24 protein-coding genes and 1 pseudogene are annotated in these 25,465 nt (G+C 41.6%); 3 read left to right on the plus strand and 22 right to left on the minus strand.

Features of this window, described 5'->3' with window-relative positions; translation table 11 throughout:
* Window positions 1-21 precede the first annotated feature (21 nt).
* Entirely contained in the window at window positions 22-210 is a 189-nt protein-coding gene (locus MHH41_RS08880; protein ID WP_106032515.1) for a hypothetical protein, read from the plus strand.
* 71 nt (window positions 211-281) lie between these two features.
* Here the strand turns inward: MHH41_RS08880 and MHH41_RS18840 are convergent.
* Window positions 282-401: pseudogene (locus MHH41_RS18840) on the minus strand (DoxX family protein); the annotation flags it as partial.
* 108 nt (window positions 402-509) lie between these two features.
* Window positions 510-1,655, minus strand: coding sequence for an alpha/beta hydrolase (locus tag MHH41_RS08885; protein ID WP_340866156.1), 1,146 nt, complete (start codon window positions 1,653-1,655; stop codon window positions 510-512).
* A 168-nt stretch (window positions 1,656-1,823) separates the two neighbouring features.
* Here MHH41_RS08885 and MHH41_RS08890 point away from each other — a divergent pair, with 168 nt between their 5' ends.
* Window positions 1,824-2,591 carry a pentapeptide repeat-containing protein gene (locus MHH41_RS08890; protein WP_340866157.1) on the plus strand — a complete coding sequence of 256 codons (768 nt, stop codon included), beginning with the start codon at window positions 1,824-1,826 and terminating at the stop codon, window positions 2,589-2,591.
* A gap of 43 nt (window positions 2,592-2,634) precedes the next feature.
* On the opposite strand, the gene MHH41_RS08895 is transcribed toward MHH41_RS08890, so the two are convergent.
* From MHH41_RS08895 to MHH41_RS08910, 4 genes are all read right to left on the minus strand, one after another.
* A complete protein-coding gene (locus MHH41_RS08895) occupies window positions 2,635-3,057 on the minus strand; it encodes a cytidine deaminase (protein WP_335365647.1) in 423 nt (140 codons plus the stop codon).
* Between the two features lie 107 nt (window positions 3,058-3,164).
* Window positions 3,165-3,437 (minus strand): DUF2651 family protein, encoded by a 273-nt coding sequence (locus MHH41_RS08900; protein WP_226805251.1) that lies wholly within the window; start codon window positions 3,435-3,437, stop codon window positions 3,165-3,167.
* A 196-nt stretch (window positions 3,438-3,633) separates the two neighbouring features.
* Window positions 3,634-4,560 carry an alpha/beta hydrolase gene (locus tag MHH41_RS08905; protein WP_340866159.1) on the minus strand — a complete coding sequence of 309 codons (927 nt, stop codon included), beginning with the start codon at window positions 4,558-4,560 and terminating at the stop codon, window positions 3,634-3,636.
* Between the two features lie 18 nt (window positions 4,561-4,578).
* Window positions 4,579-4,989: a MerR family transcriptional regulator gene (locus MHH41_RS08910; RefSeq protein WP_340866160.1), complete on the minus strand. Its 411-nt coding sequence runs from the start codon at window positions 4,987-4,989 to the stop codon at window positions 4,579-4,581.
* A gap of 343 nt (window positions 4,990-5,332) precedes the next feature.
* Between MHH41_RS08910 and MHH41_RS08915 the strand changes: the two genes are divergently transcribed.
* Entirely contained in the window at window positions 5,333-5,641 is a 309-nt protein-coding gene (locus MHH41_RS08915; protein WP_340866161.1) for a DUF4870 domain-containing protein, read from the plus strand.
* Window positions 5,642-5,696: 55 nt separating this feature from the next.
* Here the strand turns inward: MHH41_RS08915 and MHH41_RS08920 are convergent, their stop codons facing one another.
* The 16 genes from MHH41_RS08920 to MHH41_RS08995 all read right to left on the minus strand — a co-directional run bounded on the left by MHH41_RS08920 (window position 5,697) and on the right by MHH41_RS08995 (window position 25,446).
* Window positions 5,697-7,100, minus strand: a complete 1,404-nt coding sequence (locus MHH41_RS08920) for a sensor histidine kinase (RefSeq protein ID WP_340866162.1) — start codon at window positions 7,098-7,100, stop codon at window positions 5,697-5,699.
* A 2-nt stretch (window positions 7,101-7,102) separates the two neighbouring features.
* Window positions 7,103-7,810, minus strand: a complete 708-nt coding sequence (locus tag MHH41_RS08925; RefSeq protein ID WP_180310718.1) for a response regulator transcription factor — start codon at window positions 7,808-7,810, stop codon at window positions 7,103-7,105.
* Between the two features lie 129 nt (window positions 7,811-7,939).
* On the minus strand, window positions 7,940-9,205 hold the full coding sequence (locus MHH41_RS08930; protein ID WP_340866163.1) for a glucuronoxylanase: 1,266 nt from the start codon (window positions 9,203-9,205) through the stop codon (window positions 7,940-7,942).
* Window positions 9,206-9,258: 53 nt separating this feature from the next.
* Complete coding sequence (locus MHH41_RS08935; protein ID WP_003212282.1) at window positions 9,259-10,794, minus strand: glycoside hydrolase family 43 protein; 1,536 nt, start codon at window positions 10,792-10,794, stop codon at window positions 9,259-9,261.
* Between the two features lie 222 nt (window positions 10,795-11,016).
* Window positions 11,017-12,477, minus strand: a complete 1,461-nt coding sequence (locus MHH41_RS08940) for a CoA-acylating methylmalonate-semialdehyde dehydrogenase (protein ID WP_340866166.1) — start codon at window positions 12,475-12,477, stop codon at window positions 11,017-11,019.
* A 336-nt stretch (window positions 12,478-12,813) separates the two neighbouring features.
* Complete coding sequence (locus MHH41_RS08945; protein ID WP_340866167.1) at window positions 12,814-14,154, minus strand: alpha-glucosidase/alpha-galactosidase; 1,341 nt, start codon at window positions 14,152-14,154, stop codon at window positions 12,814-12,816.
* A 31-nt stretch (window positions 14,155-14,185) separates the two neighbouring features.
* The gene (locus MHH41_RS08950) at window positions 14,186-15,016 is read right to left on the minus strand and encodes a carbohydrate ABC transporter permease (protein ID WP_340866669.1); all 831 of its coding nucleotides are present in this window, start codon (window positions 15,014-15,016) and stop codon (window positions 14,186-14,188) included.
* Window positions 15,016-15,948, minus strand: a complete 933-nt coding sequence (locus MHH41_RS08955; RefSeq protein ID WP_335349982.1) for a carbohydrate ABC transporter permease — start codon at window positions 15,946-15,948, stop codon at window positions 15,016-15,018. Before MHH41_RS08955 ends, MHH41_RS08950 begins: the two co-directional genes overlap by 1 nt.
* Before the next feature lie 30 nt (window positions 15,949-15,978).
* Window positions 15,979-17,235, minus strand: coding sequence for an ABC transporter substrate-binding protein (locus tag MHH41_RS08960; protein WP_335349983.1), 1,257 nt, complete (start codon window positions 17,233-17,235; stop codon window positions 15,979-15,981).
* A 218-nt stretch (window positions 17,236-17,453) separates the two neighbouring features.
* Window positions 17,454-18,494 (minus strand): LacI family DNA-binding transcriptional regulator, encoded by a 1,041-nt coding sequence (locus MHH41_RS08965; protein WP_340866170.1) that lies wholly within the window; start codon window positions 18,492-18,494, stop codon window positions 17,454-17,456.
* A 180-nt stretch (window positions 18,495-18,674) separates the two neighbouring features.
* Window positions 18,675-19,367 carry a D-allulose 6-phosphate 3-epimerase gene (gene alsE, locus MHH41_RS08970; RefSeq protein ID WP_309217425.1) on the minus strand — a complete coding sequence of 231 codons (693 nt, stop codon included), beginning with the start codon at window positions 19,365-19,367 and terminating at the stop codon, window positions 18,675-18,677.
* 17 nt (window positions 19,368-19,384) lie between these two features.
* Window positions 19,385-20,647, minus strand: a complete 1,263-nt coding sequence (locus tag MHH41_RS08975; RefSeq protein WP_309217424.1) for a PTS ascorbate transporter subunit IIC — start codon at window positions 20,645-20,647, stop codon at window positions 19,385-19,387.
* A 25-nt stretch (window positions 20,648-20,672) separates the two neighbouring features.
* The gene (locus MHH41_RS08980) at window positions 20,673-20,939 is read right to left on the minus strand and encodes a PTS sugar transporter subunit IIB (RefSeq protein WP_050944853.1); all 267 of its coding nucleotides are present in this window, start codon (window positions 20,937-20,939) and stop codon (window positions 20,673-20,675) included.
* A 15-nt stretch (window positions 20,940-20,954) separates the two neighbouring features.
* A complete protein-coding gene (locus MHH41_RS08985; protein WP_340866670.1) occupies window positions 20,955-23,027 on the minus strand; it encodes a BglG family transcription antiterminator in 2,073 nt (690 codons plus the stop codon).
* A gap of 446 nt (window positions 23,028-23,473) precedes the next feature.
* Window positions 23,474-23,914 (minus strand): rhs-associated protein, encoded by a 441-nt coding sequence (locus MHH41_RS08990; RefSeq protein WP_212046441.1) that lies wholly within the window; start codon window positions 23,912-23,914, stop codon window positions 23,474-23,476.
* Between the two features lie 14 nt (window positions 23,915-23,928).
* Window positions 23,929-25,446, minus strand: a complete 1,518-nt coding sequence (locus MHH41_RS08995; RefSeq protein WP_226805341.1) for a T7SS effector LXG polymorphic toxin — start codon at window positions 25,444-25,446, stop codon at window positions 23,929-23,931.
* Window positions 25,447-25,465: the final 19 nt, after the last annotated feature.

Here is a 25,465-nt window from a genome sequence, read left to right on the forward strand (position 1 = left end):
GTGAGTGTAAGAGGTGTTTCTATGAATAAATTATTGGCAATGTTGATATTAGGATTGGGCTTTAGTGGTGCCGCGCTCATTCTTTCTGTCCCTTTGTTATTCAAATCCAAATTAGAACAATCTGGGCTGATGTTTGCTGCTGGATCAGCAGGCGCTTTCGCAGTTTTTGCTGTCTCATGCCTAGTTCTTCAAAAACGATTCAATCGCTAAAAAACCTAAACACAATCCACCATTAGAACAATGGAGATTTGTTTAGGTTATTGCGACTTCTTGATATGAATTTAAAGAATGTGGTATAAGCTGACCGCAATACTAAGAGCGAATAAAACAAGTGCAGGGATTGCTTTTTTAAAGGGATCTTTGGCCAATACGATCAGAGTAAATGCAGCTGCCAGCATCGTTGTTACTTATTCAAGATGATTGATCCACCTTACATTTTCTCTTCATTTACAAGCTAAGAGAGTCAACTTGAAGAATACTCTTAAAAAATGTCAGCAGCTTCCCCTATCTCACTTGTTACTGGTTTTCTTGATTAAGTCTACACCTTCATATGACAGGCTTTCTACACGTACAGCCTTTTGCAGGATGTAATGATCAAAAAAGGTCTTCGTATAGTCCGTCACAAGATTTCGCATCTCTAATACATCCCTTGTGCCTCTAAGTTCCTCATCTACACCGGTAAACACGATGTCACAGTAATCTAAATGTGCAGCACCATCAACAGAGAAATAATAGGTTTCCATGCTGTTGTTAGCACCAATGATCGCATTCATATCATAATTCGGTTCAGAAAACAGCAGCAAAAAGGGTTTATTGAGGTCGCTGTCGAGAAGGCCGAATGCACCACTATCTAAGCCAACCCCGCAGACAAACCGGTCGTCATCCCGGCAAACAATAGCCGCTGTAGGCCCGCCATAAGAATGCCCTGCGATGCCCATGCCGATGCCGAGCAGCAGTCTGTTATGAAAGATGGACTTCCATTCTCCAGAGTCTAGTTTGTGAAGATAATCGGCTACGTACTTTACATCTTCAGCCTGTTGTTCACTATATCTTGTTAACTCGTTAATGATTGGCAAGGAAAGGACGTTACGGCACATCTCAATAGCCGTTTCATCGTCTGGACGCATTTTCATCTTACCAGCCAGTGCTATCATCTGCGGATCTTCAGAAAACGCCATCATGACATCCGAAAAATCCTTTGAGACATTCACCAGCTTCCCATCTTTCCGTTTATACATGGTGCTATCCTGATGACCGATACTGACGACAACATACCCTTGGCTTGCCATGTCTGTACAGATGGCTGTCCCCCATTCTGGTGAACCACCCCCGCCGCAAACATAGAATAACACTGGATAGCGCTTTTCCTTCCCGGAAAGAGCAAGATCGTCATAACAATGAGTCTTGATATCGGTAGAGAAGAAGTTTATTTCCTTCAAATATTCAGTGACAAGTGGCTGCTCATGAAGCATCTCGTAGACTTCAGGAAACATGTACGTTGATGCAGTCTTCCCTTCGCTGCTTTCAGATGGATAGTATATAAACGCGGTCAATTCTCTTTTTGAGTGATCTGATGCGGTATACTCAAAATCCATCTGGATTCGGCCGGCTATATAGCTACCGATTGGTTTTGGGAATGTGTCATACCTTTTCATTCTTTTATGCCCCTTTCATCTTGAAAATGGATATCTGTTCTTTGTTGGGTGAGTATCGTTTTGTGATATAATCTTGAGTCAAAGACAAGCGCCAAGAGAAATGGAATGAACTTGCTGAATGGAAATCATGATTGTAAAAAATTCTGAAGAAATGATAGGGTGATAGCGGTGAGAGTACTTGAGTCTGGTATATCAATAGACAACGAATCATTTTCTGATATTGCCAGGTATGAACACGAAACAATCAGCAGAACGACAATCATCAACTCAAATGTTCGTTCTCCTATTTTTTGGAGCTGTCACCTGGATCATCTTGTATTTGATACGTGTGATCTCACGAATGCAAGATTTTTTGCCGGTAGTACGATTGATCATTGTACTTTTAGTCGTTCCGACTTGCGTTCTGTGGGCATTGGCAAAAACGAAGCTGTCTTCACCAATTGCGTATTTTCTTCTTGCGATATGAGGGGAATGACCTTGGAGAATGCTACGTTTATCGATTGCATTTTCTCTAAATGTAGATTCAATGACCGCGTTTTACAGGTAGCGAATATCGTCAATTGTACCTTTGCTGGTAAGCTAATAGATATAACGTTTGAGGGAAATGGCAAACAAAAGCTGATCGCCGATTTTGAAAACTGCACCCTTGACGGTGTTCGTTTTACAGGCTGTGACCTGTCGGCATGTATTCCGCCAGCATCCAAAAACCATCTCTATGTTGAAAAGATATATGCACGAGTGAAAAAGGCTTTGGAGAAGGTAAATGATGACCCTGCTCTTTCTGACGATGAACGGAAAATACTAGTGCGCAGTCTGCGCAAGCTTGAGCATATGGAACAGTATATTTTTAACATGAATCATATGGAGAAAATATATGGGGTTGCTTTTGTTGAGCGATTTTTCAGTCATCTTGGATGCCGCAAGGATCACACTTAACGTTTGCTGCATCCCTTTTCCTACTTTATCTTTATGTGGTACATCAGCTTCGAGTATATTTGAGCGGAATGAGTTCTTCGATTTTCACCTTGACCAGCTCCCCATCCATCTCAATGATGACAAAACATGCTGGTCCGAAGTCTGAAATGAGCTCTCGGCAGATGCCGCAAGGGCTTACTACTCTAATTTTTCTATCTTCTTCATCTGAATAGGGATGTCTCACTGCAACAATTGTATCAAAATCTTTATATCCATTCGATAAAGCACTGCCAATCGCAATGGCTTCTGCACAAACAGTTACCCGTCCGATATAGGCTTCTATATGGACAGCCGACATTATTTCTCCTGTTTTCATGCGGATCGCTGCCCCTACATGGTGTTTATCATCTTCATAAAGACTGATAATCTTCTTTTTTGCTTCGTCTATTAATTCAAGATCTTCTTGGGATAAATCAAAAGTTTCCAACGTGTTCTCCTACCCCTTCCATGCTCGTATCTATTATACCAAACATTAGGTTGCCCGAAGATGAGTGGAAACAAAAATAAAGCTTATGTTTGCAGGCACAAGCTTCTTTATGCTTTTTTATAGCGTTGAATCATAAATCGGATGATTTTTGTGATGAGAGAGGTACACATGCATAGAAAAGTCATAGCGACGACCCAATACATATTCGACAAATCGAACCCCGTATAGGCAAAGATAAAAACGGTTGAAGCTGCAAATGTGATCACTAGAACGACGTAGACCCGCTTAAAGATGAAATAGCCGACAATCCCCCATATCAAAGATAACAAAGGCAATGTAAACAAGATCAGAGCCATAGGTTGAAGAAAGGAAACAATCATCATTCACTCTCCTTTACTAGCCGTCATTTATTTAAATCCAATGAAGAAGCGAACAATCATTATATTAATGGGAAATACGCTCGTTGATAACAAAAATTGGAATTTAAAGAAGTTTAATCTGTAGTGAATGGACATTGTGATTATATTTAAAAAGACTGCTTAAAAGGAAGCAGTCTTTTTGGTGTGAACGGAATCCCTAACGATTGATCACCTGAATGATTTTCTCTTGAGCATCTTGTGCCTCAGGGATTGGCATGACAACAAATACATGAAGCATTTCGGGATAAACAAAGGTTTTGATGTCAATTCCTTGTTCTGTTAGTTTTTCATCAAGCTTTATGGCATCTGGATATAACATATCATGTGTTCCAATGAAATGAGTAATCTTCGCAAGTCCTTTAAAGTCACCGTAAATGGGACTGATCAATGGGTCAGTTACATGTTGATCAGCTATCCAAATCTTTGCAATGGCTTCCATTCCTTCATGACCTAGAATCGGGTCCTTTTTTGCATATTCAAACATGAGAGGATTGCTTAAGCTCATGTCGACACATGCAGATAATAAAATAATATCCTTCGGCTGTGGCAGATTCTCCTTCTTTAAAAGGTGCGCCAGACCAAGTGAGATGTTTCCACCAGCTGAATCTCCCATGATCGTCAATTGATTGGCACTTCCGGCAGTTTTCAGAAGGTCTTTATATAGGTTAAGAATTTTCGGATACGTATCCTGATAGCTATAATGAGGCACTTTTGGATAAATAGGAGCGACCACTTTCGCACCTAGTGATTGCGCCATCTTATCCATGAACCACCAATGGACATTCAAAGGCTGATTTGTCCACGCGCCTCCATGTAGATAGAGAATGACTTTTTGTTTTTGTGATGCTTGTTCATTCAATGTGAAAACTTGCATGCCTTCGAATGTCTGCTCTTGTACCTCACTCATTAACTTCACATCATCTCCAATGGCATAAGGTTGCGTATTTTCCATTCCTTTTTGCTCAAGAAATTTTTTTGTGTGCTCGATACTAGAAAAACTCTCTTTATTACTTTGCGAAGCGAATAATGTTTCAAATTGAATACTTTCTTCAGAACGTTCACCTTGATAAATTTCTACACTCATTTTTTTCTCTCCTTTCACTCAATATGAGGATTGATCATCCTGATTTGGTACACGAAATGATTCCAGGTAGACTTGTACTTTTTTTTCAGGAGTTTTTAATAAGTTAGATAAAAGGTCTTGAATGAGACGAAGGCTTTTGATTTTCCTTTCAATTTCTTCATGTTTAAGATGGACAATTTTTCTTAGCGTATCAAGTTCTATGTCTTGACTTAGCATGTCCATGATTTCAGCTATTTCCTTTAATGAATAACCCAATGTTTTCGCATCTTTGATCAATTGAATCTTCACAACATAGTCTTCTGTATAGAATCTGTAACCGTTTGAACGTCGTCTTGGAGCAGGTAATATGTTGTGCTCTTCATAGTAACGAATTGCGGCAGGACTTACTCCTGTTTTTTTGGCAAGTTCTCCTCTAGTCATCAACTCCATCGTTACTCCTTTTTTATTATTTTGTCTTACTATATGTACATTATAAAGGTTGAACTATACTTCAAGGTCAAGGTGAAACATTCATTTTATGTTAGGGAAAAAATGACGAAGCCACAGGATCAGAGAGATGAACAAAGTCAACGTTTTTTTCTAATAGATTAAATTGAAATACCTAGTTTGTATTTTATTTTTCATTGATCATTCTACTGTTTAACATTTTTAAGGTTGCTGTAAGGTTCGGATTAATACAAGTTAAGGTTGAGGTTGTACAATGGGTTTGTAAGGAATTGAGGGATGAGTCAAATGGTCCCCTCTTCTAAATCAATTATAGAGGTGAAAAGGTTTGAGAGAAAATAAAATTTTGTCTTCATTATGTTACTTCAGTATCTTTTTTGCACCGTTTCTGTTTCCAATTATCGTCTACTTCTTAGGAAAGGACGAAGTGAAAGACCATGCGAAAAAATCACTATGGACACATATTATTCCTTATTTGATTTTCGGTATTGGTATTGCCGGTTCAGGTTTACTTGGCATGAACGATATCAGTCATGCTGGTCCGTTCTTAATTGCAACGTATGCTGTGACATTCCTTGTCGCGATCTACTTCTTCATTTGGAACATTGTGAAAGGCATTAAAGTGTTTTCAGAATAATAGTTGAAAAAAACGGTTCTGTGATTGAGCAGAACCGTTTTTTTTGTATGTCCGTTCATGCGGGTAATTGGATATCAATCGTTGTTCCTTCCCTAATCATACTTTGTATCTTAATATCCCCGCCGTGTTTTTTGATAATATCCTTTGCAATCGCCATTCCAAGACCAGAGCCTGCATGTGTCCCTCCTGTATTTGTCCCTCTATAGTAGCGGTCAAACACTTTTTCTAGCTCTGCCTCTTCGATTCCTTTGCCGTTGTCTTGAATCGTAATGTGGGTGTTTTCTTTTTGTTCAAGCTGTACAATGATGTTCACATCAGCATCATTGTGAACAAGGGCATTTAAAATGAGATTGGTGACCGCTCTTCGTATGAGGATCGTATCAATATTCAGCATAAGCTTGTCTACATTCGTTTGCAGCTCAATGGTCTGATCTGCATATCTCGAATCGTTGAGGATATCAATTAACGTTTCACGCAGCAACGGTACAATGTTCACCAGCTCTTTATGCAGCATCACGTCGTTATTTTTCAGCCTTGTTGTTAAATTGAGATCCTCCATGACATCTTTGATGTACAGTGATTTATTCTCTATGATGCTGGCATAATGTTTGATGTCTTGATCTGAAAGAGGATAATTTGGATCTTTCATGATTTCTGCATAGCCTTGAATGGAGGATAATGGTGTTTTAATATCATGAGAAATATGGCTGATCCACTCTTCTCGCATTTGCTCTAATTTGTCTTTTTCTTTTTGGCTTGAAGCGAGCTGTTCTGATAAGTGATTGACATTATAGAAGACATCTTTATATATCCCCTTAGTTGGCAGCTTCGTCGTATAATCTCCGTTTGCGAGCCGCTGGATGCCATAAATGGCACGGCCGAGCGGTTTGATGAGCTGCCGGCTGAATAAGTATCCAATGACTAAGGCAATGATGGCATCAATCGATAATAAAATCATCGTCCCGATATTGAATTGCGATATTAAGTCTTTCGTATTGAACGAAAATAAATATTTTCCGATGGAAGGGTCCTTAAATCCGATAAAGTAGGTGTATTCCTTGCCCTTTCCATTTTTCCCCCCAGCATAGATAGTCGACATCAATTGCTTATCTTTATATTTATGTAAGTTTACGATTTCTATAGGTGTGTATTTGCTTTTTAAGCCTTTAGGTGCTTGTGCATGATAAACATCTTGTCCATTTTCGTCTAATATCTGAATCCATGCATTTTGTTGTTTTAAGGCTTGCTGTCCTTCTTTGCTCACAGTGATATCTTGATCGGACAAGGTGATGTATTGTTCAAATGTTCTTGTGAAGGTTTCCGGCGTATTTTCTTCGTTTTGCTGGCTGCTTGCTTGTAGTACAAGCCAAATCATGAATCCAAATAAGTTAATAAAGACCGTGATAATGGTCACGATAATGACAGAGACCATATATCTGCCTGTTAATCGCCATTTCATCTTTACGCATCCTTTACAACGAATTTATAGCCAAGTCCTTTAACCGTTACGAGAAATTCTGGTGTAGATGGGGAATTTTCTATTTTCTCCCGAAGTCTTCGTATATGAACCATCACCGTATTATCAGAACCGAAGAAATCCTCTCCCCAAACCGTTTGATAAAGCGTTTCTTTACTGATCACGCGATTCGGGTGCTGCAAGAAATAGGTCATCAGCATAAGTTCTTTCGGAGTGAGCTCAATCGCCGCTCCGTTTTTCGTCAGTTCGGCTTGCTGCTCGTTTAACTCAAATGGCCCTTTTTTGATGATGGGATCTGCTTGAGAAGGCTGTAAGTATGACGACCGTCTAAGCTGGGCTTTTACCCGGTAGGCGACTTCTTTTGGACTGAACGGCTTTGTAATATAATCATCACCGCCAATGGCAAGTCCTACAATTTTGTCTGATTCCTCTCCCTTTGCTGATAAAAAGATAATCGGAACATGCGAGACGTCTCTGATTTGTTTGCAAATATCGTAGCCTTCACCGTCTGGCAGCATAATATCCAGTATGACGAGATCAGGTTGTTCCTGATGGAATTGTGAGAGCCCATCACGGGCAGTTGAAGCTGTTATCACCCGGTCAATGCCTTCTCTTGTTAATACGGTATGGATTAATTCTAAGATTTCTTTTTCGTCATCTATAATCAAGACTTTGCTTTGAAGTTTTGGCATTATGATCACTCTCCTGAAGTCATTGTTATTATTATACCCAAAGTGGAGACGTCGTGAAAAATCAACTTTCTATTTACACAGAAAAAGCCAATTTTCTTTGTTAATGAGAAAATTGGCTTTTGGTGTTTTTTAGCGTTTGACCACAAATGTTGTCACACTTTGAGCTGGGAGATGTGCCCAAAATTGATTTCCTGATATGTTTAAGTCAGTTCCAGGCTGAAGGTTACTGTTGCTGCTCGTGATCCATCTTGACGCTTGGGAAGCAGTTCCATTTTGCATGACAAAGTGTTGATTGACTCCTGTATTGTTTTTGTTAATCGCGACAATGACGATCTGATTGTTTCCTTTATAGGCTGAGACGAAAACATTCGGTTCAGGGCTTTTCGTTGCATCAATTCTGACGTACCCTGGACGCACAAACTTGGAGAAATGCGCCATGTTGTATCCACGCTTGCTAATCATTCCATCTTCTTTCATAGGACCGTATGATCTCCGGATGTACCACCACACATACGCCTGAAAGTCCCCTTCCACCATTGAATGGTGAATATGCTCTGATACCCCTAATGCCTCAGGCCAGCGGTCCGCTGAATTGTTATCACTATTCGGGTAGTAGACCTCTGTCATCCACAGCTCTTTCCCCCCTCCTTTTTGTTTGAAAAGAGGATACGGAAGCTGGCTGATTTGGGTTCCGTACAGATGGGCACCGAGAATGTCCATATTTCTAAGCGCCTGCGGATCGTTTAAGATAGGATCTGAGATATTCTTAAGGTATTGAAAGGATTCTGGTGCAATCACACGTGCATTAATGGAGCCAGCATTTTCTCTCATGAATCGCAGGATTTCCTGAGGTGTCCACCATGTCCATTCATGTGCATAATCAGGCTCGTTCTGTACAGAAATGGCATAGAGATTGACGCCGTTATTTTTCATGAATGTCACAAAATCATTCAAATGCTGAGCATATGCGGCGTATTGATTGTATCTCAGCCGCTTTGCAGACGCACCATTACGGTTGAAAGTCTCTACCATCTGGCTTGGAGGATTCCAAGGCGAAGCGATCACCAAAGCGCCGTGCTCTATCGCTCTTTTGGCGGTGGCGACTTCTCTGTGCCAATTATTTCTGTTCTCGTCTACATAAATCCGTAAAATGGAGAATCCTAACTGATTCTGTCCATTGCCAAAGGCGGTATCCCTTTGAGGGCCGGTCAAATCACCAATCCAGGCCGGGTGGTTCATTCCGCCAAAGCCGCGGATCACTTGTCTTTCCGCGTTGACATTAATATTCGCATCTGCCGCTGACACCTCAGTTACCCCAGGCCCTAAAAACATGACAGACAACATAGTGAAGCAGACCAATAAAGTGCAAATTGGTTTTTTGATTATGGACATCAAATTTTCCCACTCTCCCATCAACCATTAATCGATGCCGTAGCATCAGATTTTGTTTACCTTTGAGTAAACTGCCAGGAATCAAATTGGAATAGGTTGGCACCATTTCCTTTGAAGACAAAAAATACGTTGTGTACTCCCGTTGCCCCGTTTACTGCCGCTTCTATTTCTCGCCAGTTTCCGCCTGTGGAAGGGACATTGAGTGTTCCAGCAATTCTACCGTCTGGACTGCCAAGACGTACTTCAATTTGTCCGCCTGAAGCGGCTGCTACATTGGCTTTAAAGGTTCTGGCACCTCTCGATCCGAAATCGACATTACTGACAGCCACCCAATCGCCGTTTTGAATGTTTGTGACGTGCTGGTTATTGGCTGGCCCACCAGGTGCTGAGGAGGCCTCTGTTAAAATGCGCCCATTCCAAGCGAATGTTTCAGCTTCTACCCGTTGATAAGGATTTAAGTTGGAAAGCTGTTTAACGCCTTCAAAATTGGCTGCGACCTCTCGAAGGGAGCCGTCAGCATTATGCACAAGCTTATTAATGTGGGGAGATCTGTAGCCTTTCCCTGCTCCGTATAAGGCAGAACTCACCGTTTGTGTGTGATACACGACATACCACTCGTTTTTAAAATTGAACACAGCATGATGGTTGTTACCGCCGCCACCGAAAAATGCACCCGGATTTTTCAAGAAGTGTCCTTTATACGTAAAGGGACCCATAGGACTTGAGCTCGTCATATAGCCGATCTCGCCTGGTGGTTTATCTGCTGGGTGAGAGCCGCCAAAATTGATGCAATAGGAATAGTAATAGGTACCGTTATACTTATGCATCCCTGAATCTTCAAACATGAAAGGAGCATCAATGGTTGATGCACTACCGACCACACTTGTCATGTCAGGCCCTAGCTTCAGAACTCTTGCTGTTTTAGGATTGGCCCATTGTCCCTGCGTTGGATTTGAACCGCCTGGAACGCCTCCACCAGCATATAGATAACCGGTCCCATCATCATCTACAAATACGGCTGGATCAAACAGCCATACAACACCGGACATCCCTGGTGTATTTGGCGTGACGAGCGCTTTTCCGATAGGATCTTTCCAGGGACCAATCGGGCTGTCCGCTGTCAGGACGCCAATCCCTCCGCCGCTGTTAGCAAAATAAAGGAAAAATTTATCCTTCCCATTGATCTTCTTCACCGCAGCGGCTGGAGCCCAAGAAGCGCCTGCCCATTTGGCAATCCCTTTCCCGCCATTGGCCCCATTGGCACCTGCTACTGGAATCGCTCCGTGATCTGTCCAGTTCACCATATCTGCCGAAGAGATGACAAAAACCCTATTCAAATTTGCAAAAGAATTGTCCTTAATCGTTCCATTGCTGTGATACTCATAGTCATCGCTCGACATATAAATGTACACTCTTCCGTTATAGGTGAGCGCAAACGGATCCGCCCCCAGGTGATGGTCTATGAGCGGATTTGCATTTCCTACTCGTTTTGCAATGGGGGTACTTGCTGCACTCGCATCATATACAGGTATACAGCTTAGTACCAAAGCAAGAATCAATAAACCTAAACCGCACTTCATCCTCTTTCTCATCGTGTCATTTTCCTCCTGTTTTCATCTTCCTAATCTTGGGGTTTACGCCCAATTTCAAATTATGTTGATAGACGCTGATGAAGAATGAATACAAAGGATGATTTCTTGGGAGAATCGCTGCTAAAACAACGATGAAAACCCTTACTTTTTGACTAGGAGACAACAAAAAAATGCAGTTCTCCTTTTGGAACTGCATTTTCTTAGCTTATTCATGATTGTTGATCACATATAACGCGCGGTCACCATTTTCTTTCTTGTGTAAAACTCTACTCCGTCTGTTCCATTGGCGTGCAAGTCCCCGTAGAAAGAATCCTTCCAGCCGGAAAACGGGAAAAATGCCATTGGTGCAGGAACACCGATATTGACGCCGAGCATCCCTGCGTCGATGTTTTCGCGAAATTCTCTGATGCTTGATGCACTGTCTGTGTACAGGCAGGCACCGTTCGCAAATTTTGATTGATTGGACAGGTCGATTGCTTCTGTTAGTGAAGAGACACGAACAATGGATAAGACTGGGGCGAAAATCTCGTCCTGCCAAATTTTCATTTGATTTGTCACATGGTCAAAGATCGTTGGTCCAACGAAATACCCTTTTCCATTTGTTTCGTGATCTTTCCTGCCATCACGAATGAGACTTGCGCCTTCTTCAATCCCTGACTGGATGTATTGAAGCGTTCGTTCTTTATGTTCCTTTCGAATGACTGGACCAAGAAAGACCTCTTCATTTATTCCATTTCCAATGACGAGCTCGTTCGATTCATCAACTAATTTTTGAATGAGCTCATCTGCCACTTCTTCTTCCACTGCGACAACGGCCGCAGCCATGCAGCGCTCTCCTGCTGATCCAAAGGCAGCACCAATGATTTGTTTCGTTGTCGCGTCTAAATCTGCATCTTTGAGAACAATGGAGTGATTTTTTGCTCCTGCAAGTGCTTGGACACGTTTGCCATGCTCTGTGCCTTTTTTATAGACGTATTCTGCGACTGGCTGAGAGCCGACAAATGAAATGGCTTTGACCTTTTGGTGTTCAAGCAGACCGTTGACGACATCGTGAGCCCCATTGACAATGTTGAGAACCCCTTTTGGAAGACCTGCTTCTTCAAATAGCTCGGCTAAACGCGCGGCAAGAATCGGCGTGCGCTCTGAAGGTTTTAAAACAAACGTATTTCCGCACGCAATGGCAAGCGGAAACATCCAGCAAGGGACCATCATCGGAAAGTTAAATGGTGTAATCCCGCCGATGACGCCAATTGGATAGCGGTACATGCCAGATTCGAGTCCTGATGCGATATCTGGTAATTGTTTTCCCATCATTAAGGTTGGTGCACCAGCGGCAAATTCGACACATTCAATCCCGCGCTGCACTTCTCCTTTTGCTTCTGTTATGCTTTTTCCGTTTTCAATCGTGACGAGTTCAGCCAGCTCATCCCATTTTTCAACGAGTAACTGCTGATATTTAAATAAAATGCGGGCACGGCGGGGAACGGGGGTTTTCGACCAAGTGGTAAATGCTTGTTGTGCTGCCTGTACCGCACGTTCGACATCTTTTTTTGTTGATAGCGGCACTTCTGCGATGATCTCGCCAGTAGCTGGGTTATCTACTGCCTCTGTTTGACTGGTTTCTGCCTCAATCCATTGTCCGCCAATATAATTTTTCAACATTTGTACATCTGTTTTGGTCATGTTCCCTCTCTCCTTTTTATGAAAAAATGTCATGCTTATAGGATGTGTTTGGTTGTCATTGTCTCATCTAATGGGCGCCCATCTGTATACACTCTTTGTCAAATATTATTGTCGTTTTGGTTTACGTTGTGATAAAAGCTTGCTCTAACGTGTGAAAGGTTGCCAACCGTCCATTTGTTTGTGAGAAATGATTCCGGAATGTGATTCATTCATGATGTATTTTTGATTAACTGTTGGTTAACTTTAGAAAAATCATAATATTAAAAACGGTTTCAGTCAATCCTCTTTTTGCAGCATAAAAAAACCTGATGCGCGTAGCATCAGGTAGAGGCTGGTTTATTTCTGTAAGTTGGTTGATGCGGCATATTGATTCGGTTCTGCAAAATGCGGAAGCATCTCACCATGTGCTTCAATGAGTTCATCGCATAATTTGATGATGTCATCAATCGATAGTTCAGCGCTTGTGTGTGGATCAAGTAATGCCGCTTGATAAATGTGCTCTTTTTTGCCGCTGATTGCTGCTTCGATTGTCATGAGCTGTGAGTTGATATTGGTCCGGTTCAGTCCAGCCAATTGTTCAGGGATCTCTCCGACATAGCATGGCATGATACCGCTCCGATCTGCAACACACGGCACTTCGACACACGCTTTTTCAGGCAGGTTGTGAATGAGGCCTCCTGTGTTCAGCACATTCCCAGCAAATTTAAAGGGAACGTTCGTTTCGATCGCTTCAATGATACGAGAACCATATTCTTTTGAGCGAATATGTGTGATCTGTGTATTGCCCACAAGGTCATGCTTCATGGTATTCCAGTTGTTGATTTGTTCCTCGCAGCGTCTCGGGTATTCATCAAGCGGAATGTTAAATTGACCGATCAGTTCTGGATAGCGTGATTTAATGAAATAAGGATGGTATTCGGCATTGTGCTCTGAGGATTCAGTGACATAGTACCCGAATTTATCCATCAGCTCAAAACGTACCATATCATGATGCCGCGATTGCTGCTTTTCTTTTGCTCTTTTTTTGATGTCTGGATACAAGTCTTTTCCGTCCCGTTTCACTTCTAATAACCATGCCATATGATTAATGCCGGCAATTTTTTCTTCAATGCCTTCATGATCCATTTCAAGTGATTCAAATAGATCCTTTGTACACACCTGCACACTATGACAAAGACCCACCGTTTGAACCTGTGTATAGCGCAGCATCGCACCTGTCAGTGTGGCCATTGGATTTGTGTAATTTAACAATAAAGCATTTGGGCAAACCTCTTCCATCTCCTTTGCAAAATCAAGCATCACAGGAATTGTTCGAAGGAAGCGGAAGATGCCGCCGATGCCAACCGTATCCGCAATCGTTTGTCTTAACCCATATTTTTTCGGAATCTCAAAATCAATCACCGTGCTTGGCCGGTAGCCTCCAACCTGGATGGCATTGATCACATATTTCGCATCCTTTAAGGCTTCTTTTCGGTTGTGATAGGACTTAATGGCCACATGTGCACCGTAGTTCTCTTTTAAATGGCGGAGCATCGTTTCGGATTCTTTCAGCCGGTTGTGGTCGATATCATATAAAGCGAATTCAAAACCGGTTAGTGCAGGGACGAACAAACAATCTCCTAATATATTTTTAGCAAACACGGTACTCCCTGCACCGATAAATGTAATTTTAGACATAGACGACTCTCCTTTTCGCATCCATATTGAACTACCCTTTGACAGAGCCTTGTGAAAGCCCTGCGATAAAATATTTTTGCAACAGTAAAAACATCGTCACCATCGGCAGCATTGCAATGAGCGCAGCAGCACCAACGAGCTGAAGTTGATGTTGATTTTGACCAAAAAAATGGGATAAGGCGACTGTGAGTGTATGCATCTCTTTATCTTGCAAAAAGAAGATGGCAAATTGATAGTCGTTCCAAATATACACACAGGCAATGATTAAAACAGAAGCGGTAATGGGTTTCAGGAGCGGAAAAACGACGGTGAAAAAAACTCTAAGTGTCCCAGCTCCATCAATACGGGCTGCTTCTTCAAGCTCCTTTGGAATGGTTGACCGGATAAAGCCTGCATATAAGAAAATCGTTAGCGGCAAAAAAGCAGCGACATTATTTAAAATAGCGATTTGATAGGTGTTCATCATCCCGATTTGAACGACCATTTTATAGAGCGGGACAAGGGCTGTGAGTGGTGGAATGACCATAATGGCGATGAATAAAACATAAACTGCTTGATTTAGCTTTGTGCTTCTCCTTGCGAGCGGATAGGCTGCAAGAGAGCCAAGAAAGATGAGAAATACAGCAGAGCTGAACGTAATGATCACGGTATTCAAAAAGGATTGGCCAAGCTGAGCCTCTGTCCATGCCGTGCGAAAGTTTTCAAGATGAAGCGCTTTAGGAAACAGCCATTTTGAACTAAAATCTCCTATCCCCTTTAATGATGTCGTCACCAAGATATAAAATGGAAGGAGATGAAGCAGTGTCACCAAAAGGGCGAGGAAGGTGTACCATCTCTTCTTACGTTTAAAGGCATTTTCCATCACACCTCGGTCTCCTTTCGTTTGAAATACATCAACGCTGCGACACTAATGACAAGGATGATGACCGCCATGAAGACCCCTTGCGTTGCTGCATAGCCTGCATCCTGACGTTTGAAATACAGATCATACATAAAGGTCGACATCGATTGCGAGGAATCTCCAGGTCCGCCGCCAGTAAGCGCCACAATGACATCAAAGAGCTTGAGCCCGCCAATGACATTTAGCACAACATTAATGGTGATAGACGGTATAAGGAGAGGCAATGTAATTCGCCTGAATTGCTGGAGGCTGGATGCACCGTCTAATTGTGCGGCTTCATAATAATCCTTAGGAATGCTTTGCAGTCCTGCTAAATAAATGATCATTGCGATCCCGACGAATTGATAGGTGTTGACGAGCACAATGATCCATGTGTTTAGTTGCGGATTGCCAAGCGCATTCATTTGATCAAATCCAAAAAGCGTCACCACATCGTTTAAGGCACCGCCTTGGTAAGCAAACACAAAATACCAAATATAGCCCATCGCAATCGGACTAATCATGACAGGTAAATAGACAATTGTTCTTGCGATCGCTCTCATTTTTAAGCTTTGATTTAATAAAAGAGCATATCCAAGTCCGATGATATTTTGTAAGATGGTGCTACCGATGCCGTATAGAAGTGTATTTTTAACAACAAGCCATGTCGTTGAGTCCTGAAGCAGGCGCTTATATTGATCCAGCCCAATCCATTCATAAGTTTGTGAGAACCCATTCCAATTCGTAAAAGATAGCTGAATTCCGTTCAAAAAAGGATAAATGATAAAGGTACTGACGACGAGAACAGCTGGCAAGTACATCCACCAAAGGGATGAATTCTGGCTTTTTTTCATTTTCTGTTTTGGTAAAGAGGTGAATGCGGCTGGCTGCTGTGCTTTTGTGATGTCATTCATTGGCTTCACTCCTGTTTCAGCATGAGCCTGCTATTGTTTTTTCAGACGCTTATATTCTTCTTCCATCTTCTTCGATAATTGTTCTGGTGTAATGGAGCCTGCTAATAATTCTTGACCCGATGTTGCCATGACAGCCCACATGCCGCTTGGTAAGTATTTTCGATCGAAATACGGTTCAATCTTCACCTGTTCGTATTGATCGTAAAACGTAGAGTAATAGTTTTTCGCTTTCACTTGCGTTAAGGCTGCTTCAGAGGATGTGCCTTCTGCGATCTTTTTCGCATTTTCAGGCTTTGCGAGAAAATCAATGAATTGTTTTGCTTCTTTTAGATGCTTGGAGTCTTTCCATGCAGCGACCGTAAACCGTTCTCCTCCAATCCAGCTTTGCTTATCTCCTTCATGAATAGATGGAACTGGCATCGTCCCTACTTTGATCGATGGATTGAGTTCAGATGCTTCAGGTCCTAATGAGCCTCCGACAAAGGTGAAGGCTATTTTGTTTTGTGCCATCAGTTCAGGTGCTTGAGATAGTTTTGCTGTGAGGACATCTTTGTTTAAAAGATCTTGATCCTTCAGCTCCTTCATGAACTGTGCAAGCGGTGTATAGAGAGACCAATCAAATGATCCGTTTTCAAGGTCTTTTCCGTATCGGTGGTTTGGACTGGTGATCAATAAAGGTGTGGCGAGTTCATCAAAGACTTGGGCGATATTTGAGTTGTCTCCTCCTGGTATCCAGAGCGGCACAACCTCTCCTTTGCTCTTTTCCTTCACTGTCAGCAAAGCGGATTTTAGCTCATCAAGTGTTCTAGGGATTTCAATGTCATAGTCCTTTAATAGATTGGCATTAAAGCTAAGCCCGTCTTTTGCTTGATTCAGCGGATACGCGTATACTTTGCCATCTTGGTCCTTTAAAATTTGATCGAGTGAAGGATCAAGCTGTTTCACCCAATCCATTTCTTTTAAATCAGCCACATACTCGCTGTAGCGCAGTTTTGCCCAGCCATGTGTGTCAAACAGATCCGGCATATCGTTTGCCCCCATTTTGACGCGGATCGTATCTTCATAGCTGTTGCCTGGGAAGTTGGCATCGATTCGAAGATGTGGATGCTCTTTTTCAAACTCACGAATCACTTCTTCAAACGCTTTTCTTTCCCCGCTGTTGCTCATCGTCGAAAAGAGAGTTAGGGTGACCTTTCCGTTTGCTTCGGACGTTCCGCTATTGCTACAAGCAGACAAAAGAATGGTCAAGATAAAGGCCGCAGTGAGTAGCATGATTTTTTTATTCATGGTTTCCTCCTTTTAATCACTGAAAATTCAGACGATAATCGGTAGAATTCATGCAGTTGCGGAAACAAAAGAAGTCCATTATACTGGAATTCTATTCTTTTCAAAGAGATAAGAGAGCATACCGGTAGGCTGCCTTGTTCTTCGCATGATCTGGCCATCATGCGAAGCAGCTTGCTTTCTGCTTTTTTGTCTCTTTTTTGTTTGCTGAAATCTCGGGTTCACCCCCTTTCATGGATGAGACATGTGCTGCCTCTTTCGATGAGTTTTGTTGGCACGACGACTTTTAGAGGAAGCTTTCTGCCGTTTATTCTCTCAAGCAAAAGCTTCAGACCGACTTCCCCCATTTCTTCTGTATATACTTTGACGGTTGTAAGCGGCGGGCTTGAAAATGAAGCCGCTTCAATGTCATTAAACCCAACAATGGATACATCGAAAGGAACACGCAGACCGGCTTCGTTGAGCGCTCGCATTGCACCGATCGCCATTGAATCACTTCCGATAAAAAAGGCTTGTGGCAGGTTTCCTTTTTTAATGGCCTTCTGCATGAGCGTATAGCCTTCTTGCATGGAGTATTCTCCAATATGGATGTCATCCAGATGAAGACTACCTGCCTCTTGCATTCTTTTCATAAACGTCGTTTGTCTTTCGTCCTCAATCACAGCATTACCTTCGAAATAATGCTCTCGCTCCTTTCCGCCAATATAGCCTATATGTGTATAGCCAAGCGATTGCAGATGGCGAATCGCTCGATCTGCCGCTCTGACAAAATCGACATGTACACAATCATACAAATCCTCATCCGCATAATGATTAATAAAAACAATGTGTTCCATTCGATTTGTCATTTTTTCCACCGTATCAGGGCTAATTCGTCCAATGACGATCAAACCGTCAATATCCTTTAGCATCGCCCCTTTATCCATGCTTCTCAGGCGAAAGGTATGGAGGGTGGAGAGCCCTTGTTTGGCATATTCTTTTTCAATTCCTTTTCGAATCGATGAAAAAAAGGGGTCATTTAATTCTTCGTCAATGGATTGAGCGACAACGATACCGATGACTGGGGATTCAGATGGGCTTTTTTCCTCTGCTTGATCGGCTTTTCTTGCTCTCACTGGGGTATAGTTTAACTTCTTTGCAATGTCGAGGATGTTTTGTCTTGTTACGTGAGAAACGGCAAGGGTTTGATCGCCATTTAACACACGGGATACAGTGGATACGGACACTTTTGCATCATGAGCAATATCTTTGAGTGTGGTCATAGCAAACTCCTCTTGGTTTTTGACTAAATATTTACTAAAGATATTTGAAGGATAACATGTTGATAAAGCGCTTTCAAGTGTGAATTTGTGATTTTTTATTTTGTTTTTGAGTATGTTTTGGTTAGATGTGAGGTTTTAGTAAAGTTGCGTAAAAAAGAGGATGGATTTCATCCTCTTTTACTAACGTGATTCAATTGAGGCCGTTTCTTTTGTAAATAATTGCTTCATTGTCTCCCAAGCCGTGTCGAGTTGTTTGTGAAGTCCAAATAAACCTGAGGTACCGATAATATAGATCTCATTTCCAGCCTCAGCAAGCAGCCGGAACGTGCTCTCATTACAAGAGCCGTCTACTTCAATTGAAAACGAGTAGCCTCCCTTCTCTTTTACATCTTTCACCTGTTTCATTTTCTGAAGCATTTCTTTAATAAAAGGCTGCCCTGCAAAGCCTGGATCAATCGTCATGATCGTCACTCGGTCTATTAAATGTAGATAGGTATCTAACACTGCAATTGGTGTGGCGGGATTTAAGACAAAGCCAACCTCGCAGTCTCTTTGATGGATATGCCGAATGATTCTAAAAACGTCTCTTTGCACGACCTCTGGGTGTAAGCAGATCATGCTTGCGCCTGCATCAATGCAGGCATCGATTAAAAATTCTTGGGGGTATTCTGCCATAAGATGCACATCAATTGGTCTATCTGTCAGTTTTCGAAGCTGTTCTATGAAAAAGGGTGATAAGGTGATATTTTTCACGTAATGACCATCCATGACGTCGACATGATATCGATCTGCTCTCGTGTTGAGAATATGAATTTGTTCGCGGAAGTGCGTTAAATCCATGCACATCAGCGAAGGTGAAAAAATGGCTGTCATTCTCAGAATCCTCCTTTTTACAGTTGAAATAAAAGCTTGATCAATCCAATCAAGATTCCGATGATACCAAAGTCTGTATCTCCAAAAGTTGTCCCTTCAAAACCAAGGGTTCCTAACACAGGTAATAAACAAGCAGGTAAAAAAGAAAGAAGCAATCCATTTGCAAATGCCCCAGCGACAGCCCCTCTCACGCCTCCTGTTGCATTGCCATACACTCCTGCTGTAGCGCCGCAAAAAAAGTGCGGGACTAGACCAGGAACAATGACAGTTAAACCAAACAAAGGTAAAAGAAAAATGGATACAATGCCTCCTGCAAAGCTGCATAAAAAACCGATAATGACTGCATTTGGAGCAAATGGAAAAACGGTTGGTGCGTCAAGTGCCGGTTTTGCCCCTTTCACAAAACGATCGGCAATCCCTTTGAAAGCAGGCACGATTTCACCGATTGCCATCCGAACCCCGGCTAAAATAATGTACACACCAGCAGCAAAGGTTATCGCCTGGATGAGAATGAAGACGGCGAAGTTCGTGCCCCCACTCATTTGTTCTATAAAGGAAATCCCAGCAAACGGTGCAATCGCAAAGAAGAGCAAAGCCATCGTGATTGAAATGGCCACAGATGTATCTCGTAGAAAGCCGAGTGATTTAGGCACTTGAATGGTTTCTGTTGATCTCTCTGGACGACCGATCCATTTTCCGATCATTCCCGCTGTAAAATAACCGAAGGTACTGAAGTGTCCAAGCGCAAGATCATCGCTTCCAGTGACTTTCCTTGTGAATGGCTGAAGAATAGCGGGTGCAATGACCATAGCGGTCCCTAATATAATTGAACCGATAGTGACAAGAAGCGCTCCTTGCATTCCTGCTGTCGAAAGAACGACTGCGAGCATTGCAGCCATATACAAGGTATGGTGTCCTGTTAAAAAGACGTATTTAAAGGGGGTGAATTTTGCCAATAATAAATTGACCAGCATGCCAAAAATCATAATGAGAGCCGTCTGTGTCCCGAATTCCTTTTGAGCAATGGCTGCCATGGCATCTGTATTTGGGACAACCCCTTGAATGTGAAACGCTGCTTCAAACATTTTTCGAAAAACGCCAAGTGAATCAGACACGACTGTGGCGCCCGCTCCTAATATTAAAAAACCCATCGTTGTTTTTAAGGTGCCTGATACTGTATCGGCAGCTGATTTTTTCTGCAAAAGTAAACCAGCTAGTGCAAACAAACCGATGAGAATGGCTGGTGTGCCCAATATATCGTTCATGATCAGTTCTATCATGATGTGAATCCCCCTTTTTCGTGGCTTAAATGTGTTTACGAAGGACGTCTTTAATGGCTTCCTGGTCTAACAAGTTATTTAATCCAGCGACTTTTCTTGTGCCGTCATCCAGCTGATCGATAATGTCTGTTGCTCCGATATATAGATCAGCCAGTTCATTTTTACTTGTGCTGAGATCGGTATGGTCCACTTCAGCTACAAGTCCTAACTCTTCTAATGCTTTTTTGACATTCATTTCTACGATAAAGCTGCTTCCTAATCCGTTTCCGCACACAACAAGAATTTTTTTCATTCTCTTTTTCCTCCTTTATCGTTGTGAAAATTGATCAACTAGTTTTTGTACCGATGCTAATTCCTTTGCTTCAACCAGTTGTTTCCTCCGTTTTTCATCACTTAACAGCATGGTCAGCTGTTTGAGCGCTTTCAGGTGAGTGATACTGTCAATGGCTGCTAGCACAATGATGAGACGAACCTGTTTTTTTTCATCCTTAGAGAAAAAAACGGGCCGTTCGAATGACATGAGTGACATGCTTAATTCGTTCACGCCGTCCTCTGGTCTAGCATGCGGAATGGCTACTTGTGGCGCGATCACAATATAAGGTCCATTTTGATGAACGGACTGAATCATGGCCTCCACATAACCTTTCTGAATGGCATTTTGATCGAGTAAAGGCTGCGCTGCTTTTGTGATGGCCTCTTGCCATGTTTCTGCTGTTTGTTGGAGATGAATGGTTTTTTCTGTTAATAAATCGTTTAACACTGGTTTCCACCCTTTCTGATGGGATACATATGCGGGATGCAGTAGCGCTTTAAGATCACGAAGCAGTGCATTTTCATTTTGTACGATGGTATGTTGTTGAATGATGTTGAATAAAGCGTTCACATTTTTCTCATCAAACCTAGTTTCTGCACCTTCTCCATATTGAAGTAAGGTTTTTTTCTCATAGGCAGTAAGGATGGGATGAACGAGATGAACTGGCTTTCCTTTAAACGAAATAGGTGTTGTTGACACAACAAAGTCGACATCAATCGATGACAGTTGTTCATATGAGCGCTTTGATAATAGATCACGTACATCGATATAACCGATTAATTCGATAAGCTGTGTTTTCAGCATATGACTTGTGCCAATTCCTTCGCCGCAAACAATGTATACAGAACGCCGCACAATTGGCGAAATCCCTTCTCTTCTCATCCAACCACCAAAATGCATCGCCACGTAAGCAATTTCATGATCACTTATCTTGGAGCAGGTCGCCTTTTCTAAATGGCATACGACCTTTTGAGTGATGTCAAACACCTCTGGCTGTGTTTTTTTAATAGATTCTGTTAATTCATTGTTGATATCGATGTGATAGATGAGTCTGTAATAGGCAGGAATGAGATGCATGGTTAAGTTTTGCTCCAAGGCTTCGTACTCTTGAAAGGAGATACATGCATATCGCTGAAAATTAACAATCATTTGTCTGGCAATGGTGCGAATGAGATGCTCTTCTGGCTTTTGACTTGATGGAAGCTTTTGTTTCTTGGCGCTGAGCCATAGAGTGCTAAGAAAATAGATTTCATCATCATGAACTTGAAGGCCAGTTTCTTTTTGAATTCGTGCCATGAAACGAATAGCCTCCAAGCATTCATCTGTTTCCTGCAATGTACGCTTTTCTTCGTTTGAAAGGTGTACAGCACGTCCTAGCTTCATCCGCTTAAAGTAGAAAAAGAGATCCAAAGAGAGCTGATCCAGCATGTCATCTGCAAACTCGAGCTTAAGCTCTTGTTCTGACTGCTCGAGGAGATGCTTTAACCGCTTATATGAAATTGGCCCCTTTAACCAAAAAGATGGAAACGCTTTTTCGTTTTTTATCATGGTGCGAATGGAATGAATATAAGGTTTCAGCGCCAATCGAATCATTCTTTCTTTTCCTGAAATCAAATAGCCGCAGGCTGCCTGATAGTGAAGCGTGAGCTGCTGCTTTGAAAGTGCTTCTTTTAGCTGTTTCATATCTTCAAGCAATGTATTTCGGCTCACTTTGGTCAGCTTCATAAAATCATCAATTTTTAGACGTTTCTCACTGCATGCAATGGATAAGAGCAGGATCGCCCTTCTTTCCTTTACACATGGTTCATAATCAGAACCAACGAGAATGGTGTTCGCTTTTTGAATAATGACTTTTTTTTCATGTGTGAGTAAGTAGTAGCCAAGTTGATCTTTTCGCTGAACGCCACTAAGCTCATGAGTTTTCAGCCAGCTATTCATTCGTTTGATTTCAGAGTAGACGGTTCGAGTAGAGACATTCAGTCGGTTCTGTAAATCTTCAATTGATAAATAAGATGTCGTGTGAATCAGCATCGATAATAAAGTCGTACCCCTTTTGGTTAAGTGCAGTTCGAATTCCTCCCTTCTTCCCTTTGGTTATAAGTCTAATCAACTCCCCTGCGTCAAAGAAGCCCAAATGTTTTCAGCAAATGCTGTGCAGGTTTTTGGGTGCTCTTTTGCTATAAGAAAAAGCACACCCGTATGAGTATGCTTTCAGACTTGTAATGTTTATTTTAGTCCTTTGTCTTTTTTTCGTGATAGAAACAAACCCTTCGTAATGAGGTCATGAATGTCCTTAAAATCGTTTCACATGCCTTTTTTGACCCTTCACAATGCTTTTGGCATTCTTATTCACACAATATGTACTGATGATCCACGCTGAAAAAGGTTCCCTTTTTGTCGGCTTTTTCTCGGTTTAAAGCCCAATAAACGCAAAAACCTTGAAAGGCATAAAGTCAATCAAGGTTTTTCTACTTTCTATAATCTTTTATTTTTCCTATACGTGACGCTTAAAATTATTTCTTGTTTAAACTAAAACCGAAATCCAAATAGTTTTCATAAGAAATGCAAATACACCAATCACCTTCTAATGGTACAAAGTAGTGATGCTGTGGGATATCTAAAAAATAGACTAGTAACTCTTCTATATGCTTTAATTCAAACTGGTACCCAAACTCTGTAAGATTATCCCCTATGTAAATTACTTGTAAGTTATTAGCTAAATATTTTTCTTTTAATTCAGTTATAAATAGAAGAGCATCAGGAAGTAAAGATTCATTATTTGAGTTCTTACTATGATGGTTATTAGTTTGTAACCAATCTATTTTCGACCCATCAAATTCAAATTTTTGTTCTATTAAATCTAAATAAATTTCTGGATTTTTATTTACTTTGACACAATTAAGAAGGTCTTTTAATTCCAAATCCTTTATTAGATCTTCATCATAAGTATTCAATAAAATTAACCCCTTTATCTAAAATGTTTTTGTATTTTTTTAACTGTTTTTTCGGATGCATCAAATTGAAAATGCGGTCCCTTTTCTTTCCCAGCCCAAACGTTAATATGAGCACCACTTCTACTATCATGTTCGATTCGGAAACCTACTTTACCGTCCTCAGTTTGTCTACCTATAGGTTTATTTCTAGTATATCCAAATTTTCCAAAGGTTTGTTTTTCAGATTTGAAGCCTCTTTCCTCCAACCAAACCAATGCTTCATTTCGAGATTGCTCATATGACTTGTTTTTATTTGTAGCCTTAACCCCTATTTTACCGTGAATCCCTTTCGCCCCAAACGGCAAAAGCATTCCCAGAGCCGCATTCATACTCGCTTCCTGCTGTTCTTTTGAGATCTTATTCCCAAACATATCACGCCCTGTAATCGCTTCGCTGAAGCCGTTGGTGGCGGTAAGACCATATAAGCCTTTTTGAGATGTTTTTAAGGCGTCAAAGGATTTTTGCGATGTCTTGTAAATATCGACTGCTCTGACTGCGGCTGATGTGGCTTGAGTTGTTTTATAGACGGCTTTACCACCTTTGAAAATACGACCTGCCCATCCGACGATTGGGATATAACCTGCTGCTGCCATACCGCCTGCTGCGACGCGCTGTCCTGCGGTGAGCTCTTCACCTGTGATCGGGTCAACACCTGTAGCGGCGCGTTTTGCATCGTTCACGCCAGTTAATTCATTGACGATATTCCCACCATAATCAAGTGCTTTTTCATACCAAGGACGGTTGGCGAGTGCTTCTTGTTCCTTTGCGATCTCGCGGGCTTCCTGTTGTTCTTTTTTAATGTTGAGATATTCGGAAGTTTGCTTCTCAATATCGCTTTTTGCCTTGTAGATTTCACTATTTTGATACGCTTTCTTGTCAAAATTCATAGGCGAAATGGCTTTTCCGTCATTTGTGGCATTCATCATTTCCGTATACAATGCCATTGTAGCTTGCTGCTCCGTCTCTGACAAAGCATATTCATCTTTTAAATTTTGATCAAGCTCTCTTAGGTCTTTCACTGTCTTTTTTCGCTCGTCTTCCGCATCTGTAATTTTTTCATCAAAGGTTTGACTATCAAATACTTCTAGAGAAATGAGGTCGTCGATGTCTTGAAAAATCGTTTTAAGCGCCTTTTTTTGATCCTTCACAATGCTTTTGGCATTTTTGATGCCCATATGTACAGCGTTGTCTAAAAAGTGTTCTTCTACGAAGGTTTCGCCGCCAAAACTCGTATCATCAAGTGTCCCAGAAACACCTTCATGAAAGGCTTTTTGCTTATCAATGAAGCTGATAAACATATCTACATTTCCAGCCAGTTCTTTATAAAAGCTTTTAATGTTATCGGCACCTTTTCCAGTGAAGTCGTCACCAAGGTTAGAAACACCTTGTAATGCTTTTTTTAAATCTACCATTTGTTCACGGAGTTCCTGGTAGTGTTTTGCCCTTGCATCCATGGCACTTGTTAGTGCTTTTGCATCAAGTATCTTCCCCAGAAGAATTCACTCCTTCCTA

It is taken from the genome of Bacillus sp. FSL K6-1145, from assembly GCF_038003425.1.
Taxonomy (GTDB): Bacteria; Bacillota; Bacilli; order Bacillales; family Bacillaceae; genus Bacillus; species Bacillus pumilus.

Excerpts from the sequence above, each read along its gene's own strand:
- MHH41_RS08880 (WP_106032515.1), top strand. The coding sequence starts at position 22 with ATGAATAAATTATTGGCAATGTTGATATTAGGATTGGGCTTTAGTGGT.
- MHH41_RS08885 (WP_340866156.1), bottom strand. The coding sequence starts at position 1,655 with ATGAAAAGGTATGACACATTCCCAAAACCAATCGGTAGCTATATAGCC.
- MHH41_RS08900 (WP_226805251.1), bottom strand. The coding sequence starts at position 3,437 with ATGATTGTTTCCTTTCTTCAACCTATGGCTCTGATCTTGTTTACATTG.
- MHH41_RS08905 (WP_340866159.1), bottom strand. The coding sequence starts at position 4,560 with ATGAGTGTAGAAATTTATCAAGGTGAACGTTCTGAAGAAAGTATTCAA.
- MHH41_RS08910 (WP_340866160.1), bottom strand. The coding sequence starts at position 4,989 with ATGGAGTTGATGACTAGAGGAGAACTTGCCAAAAAAACAGGAGTAAGT.
- MHH41_RS08920 (WP_340866162.1), bottom strand. The coding sequence starts at position 7,100 with ATGAAATGGCGATTAACAGGCAGATATATGGTCTCTGTCATTATCGTG.
- MHH41_RS08925 (WP_180310718.1), bottom strand. The coding sequence starts at position 7,810 with ATGCCAAAACTTCAAAGCAAAGTCTTGATTATAGATGACGAAAAAGAA.
- MHH41_RS08935 (WP_003212282.1), bottom strand. The coding sequence starts at position 10,794 with ATGAGAAAGAGGATGAAGTGCGGTTTAGGTTTATTGATTCTTGCTTTG.
- MHH41_RS08940 (WP_340866166.1), bottom strand. The coding sequence starts at position 12,477 with ATGACCAAAACAGATGTACAAATGTTGAAAAATTATATTGGCGGACAA.
- MHH41_RS08945 (WP_340866167.1), bottom strand. The coding sequence starts at position 14,154 with ATGTCTAAAATTACATTTATCGGTGCAGGGAGTACCGTGTTTGCTAAA.
- MHH41_RS08950 (WP_340866669.1), bottom strand. The coding sequence starts at position 15,016 with ATGGAAAATGCCTTTAAACGTAAGAAGAGATGGTACACCTTCCTCGCC.
- MHH41_RS08955 (WP_335349982.1), bottom strand. The coding sequence starts at position 15,948 with ATGAATGACATCACAAAAGCACAGCAGCCAGCCGCATTCACCTCTTTA.
- MHH41_RS08960 (WP_335349983.1), bottom strand. The coding sequence starts at position 17,235 with ATGAATAAAAAAATCATGCTACTCACTGCGGCCTTTATCTTGACCATT.
- MHH41_RS08965 (WP_340866170.1), bottom strand. The coding sequence starts at position 18,494 with ATGACCACACTCAAAGATATTGCTCATGATGCAAAAGTGTCCGTATCC.
- alsE (WP_309217425.1), bottom strand. The coding sequence starts at position 19,367 with ATGACAGCCATTTTTTCACCTTCGCTGATGTGCATGGATTTAACGCAC.
- MHH41_RS08975 (WP_309217424.1), bottom strand. The coding sequence starts at position 20,647 with ATGATAGAACTGATCATGAACGATATATTGGGCACACCAGCCATTCTC.
- MHH41_RS08980 (WP_050944853.1), bottom strand. The coding sequence starts at position 20,939 with ATGAAAAAAATTCTTGTTGTGTGCGGAAACGGATTAGGAAGCAGCTTT.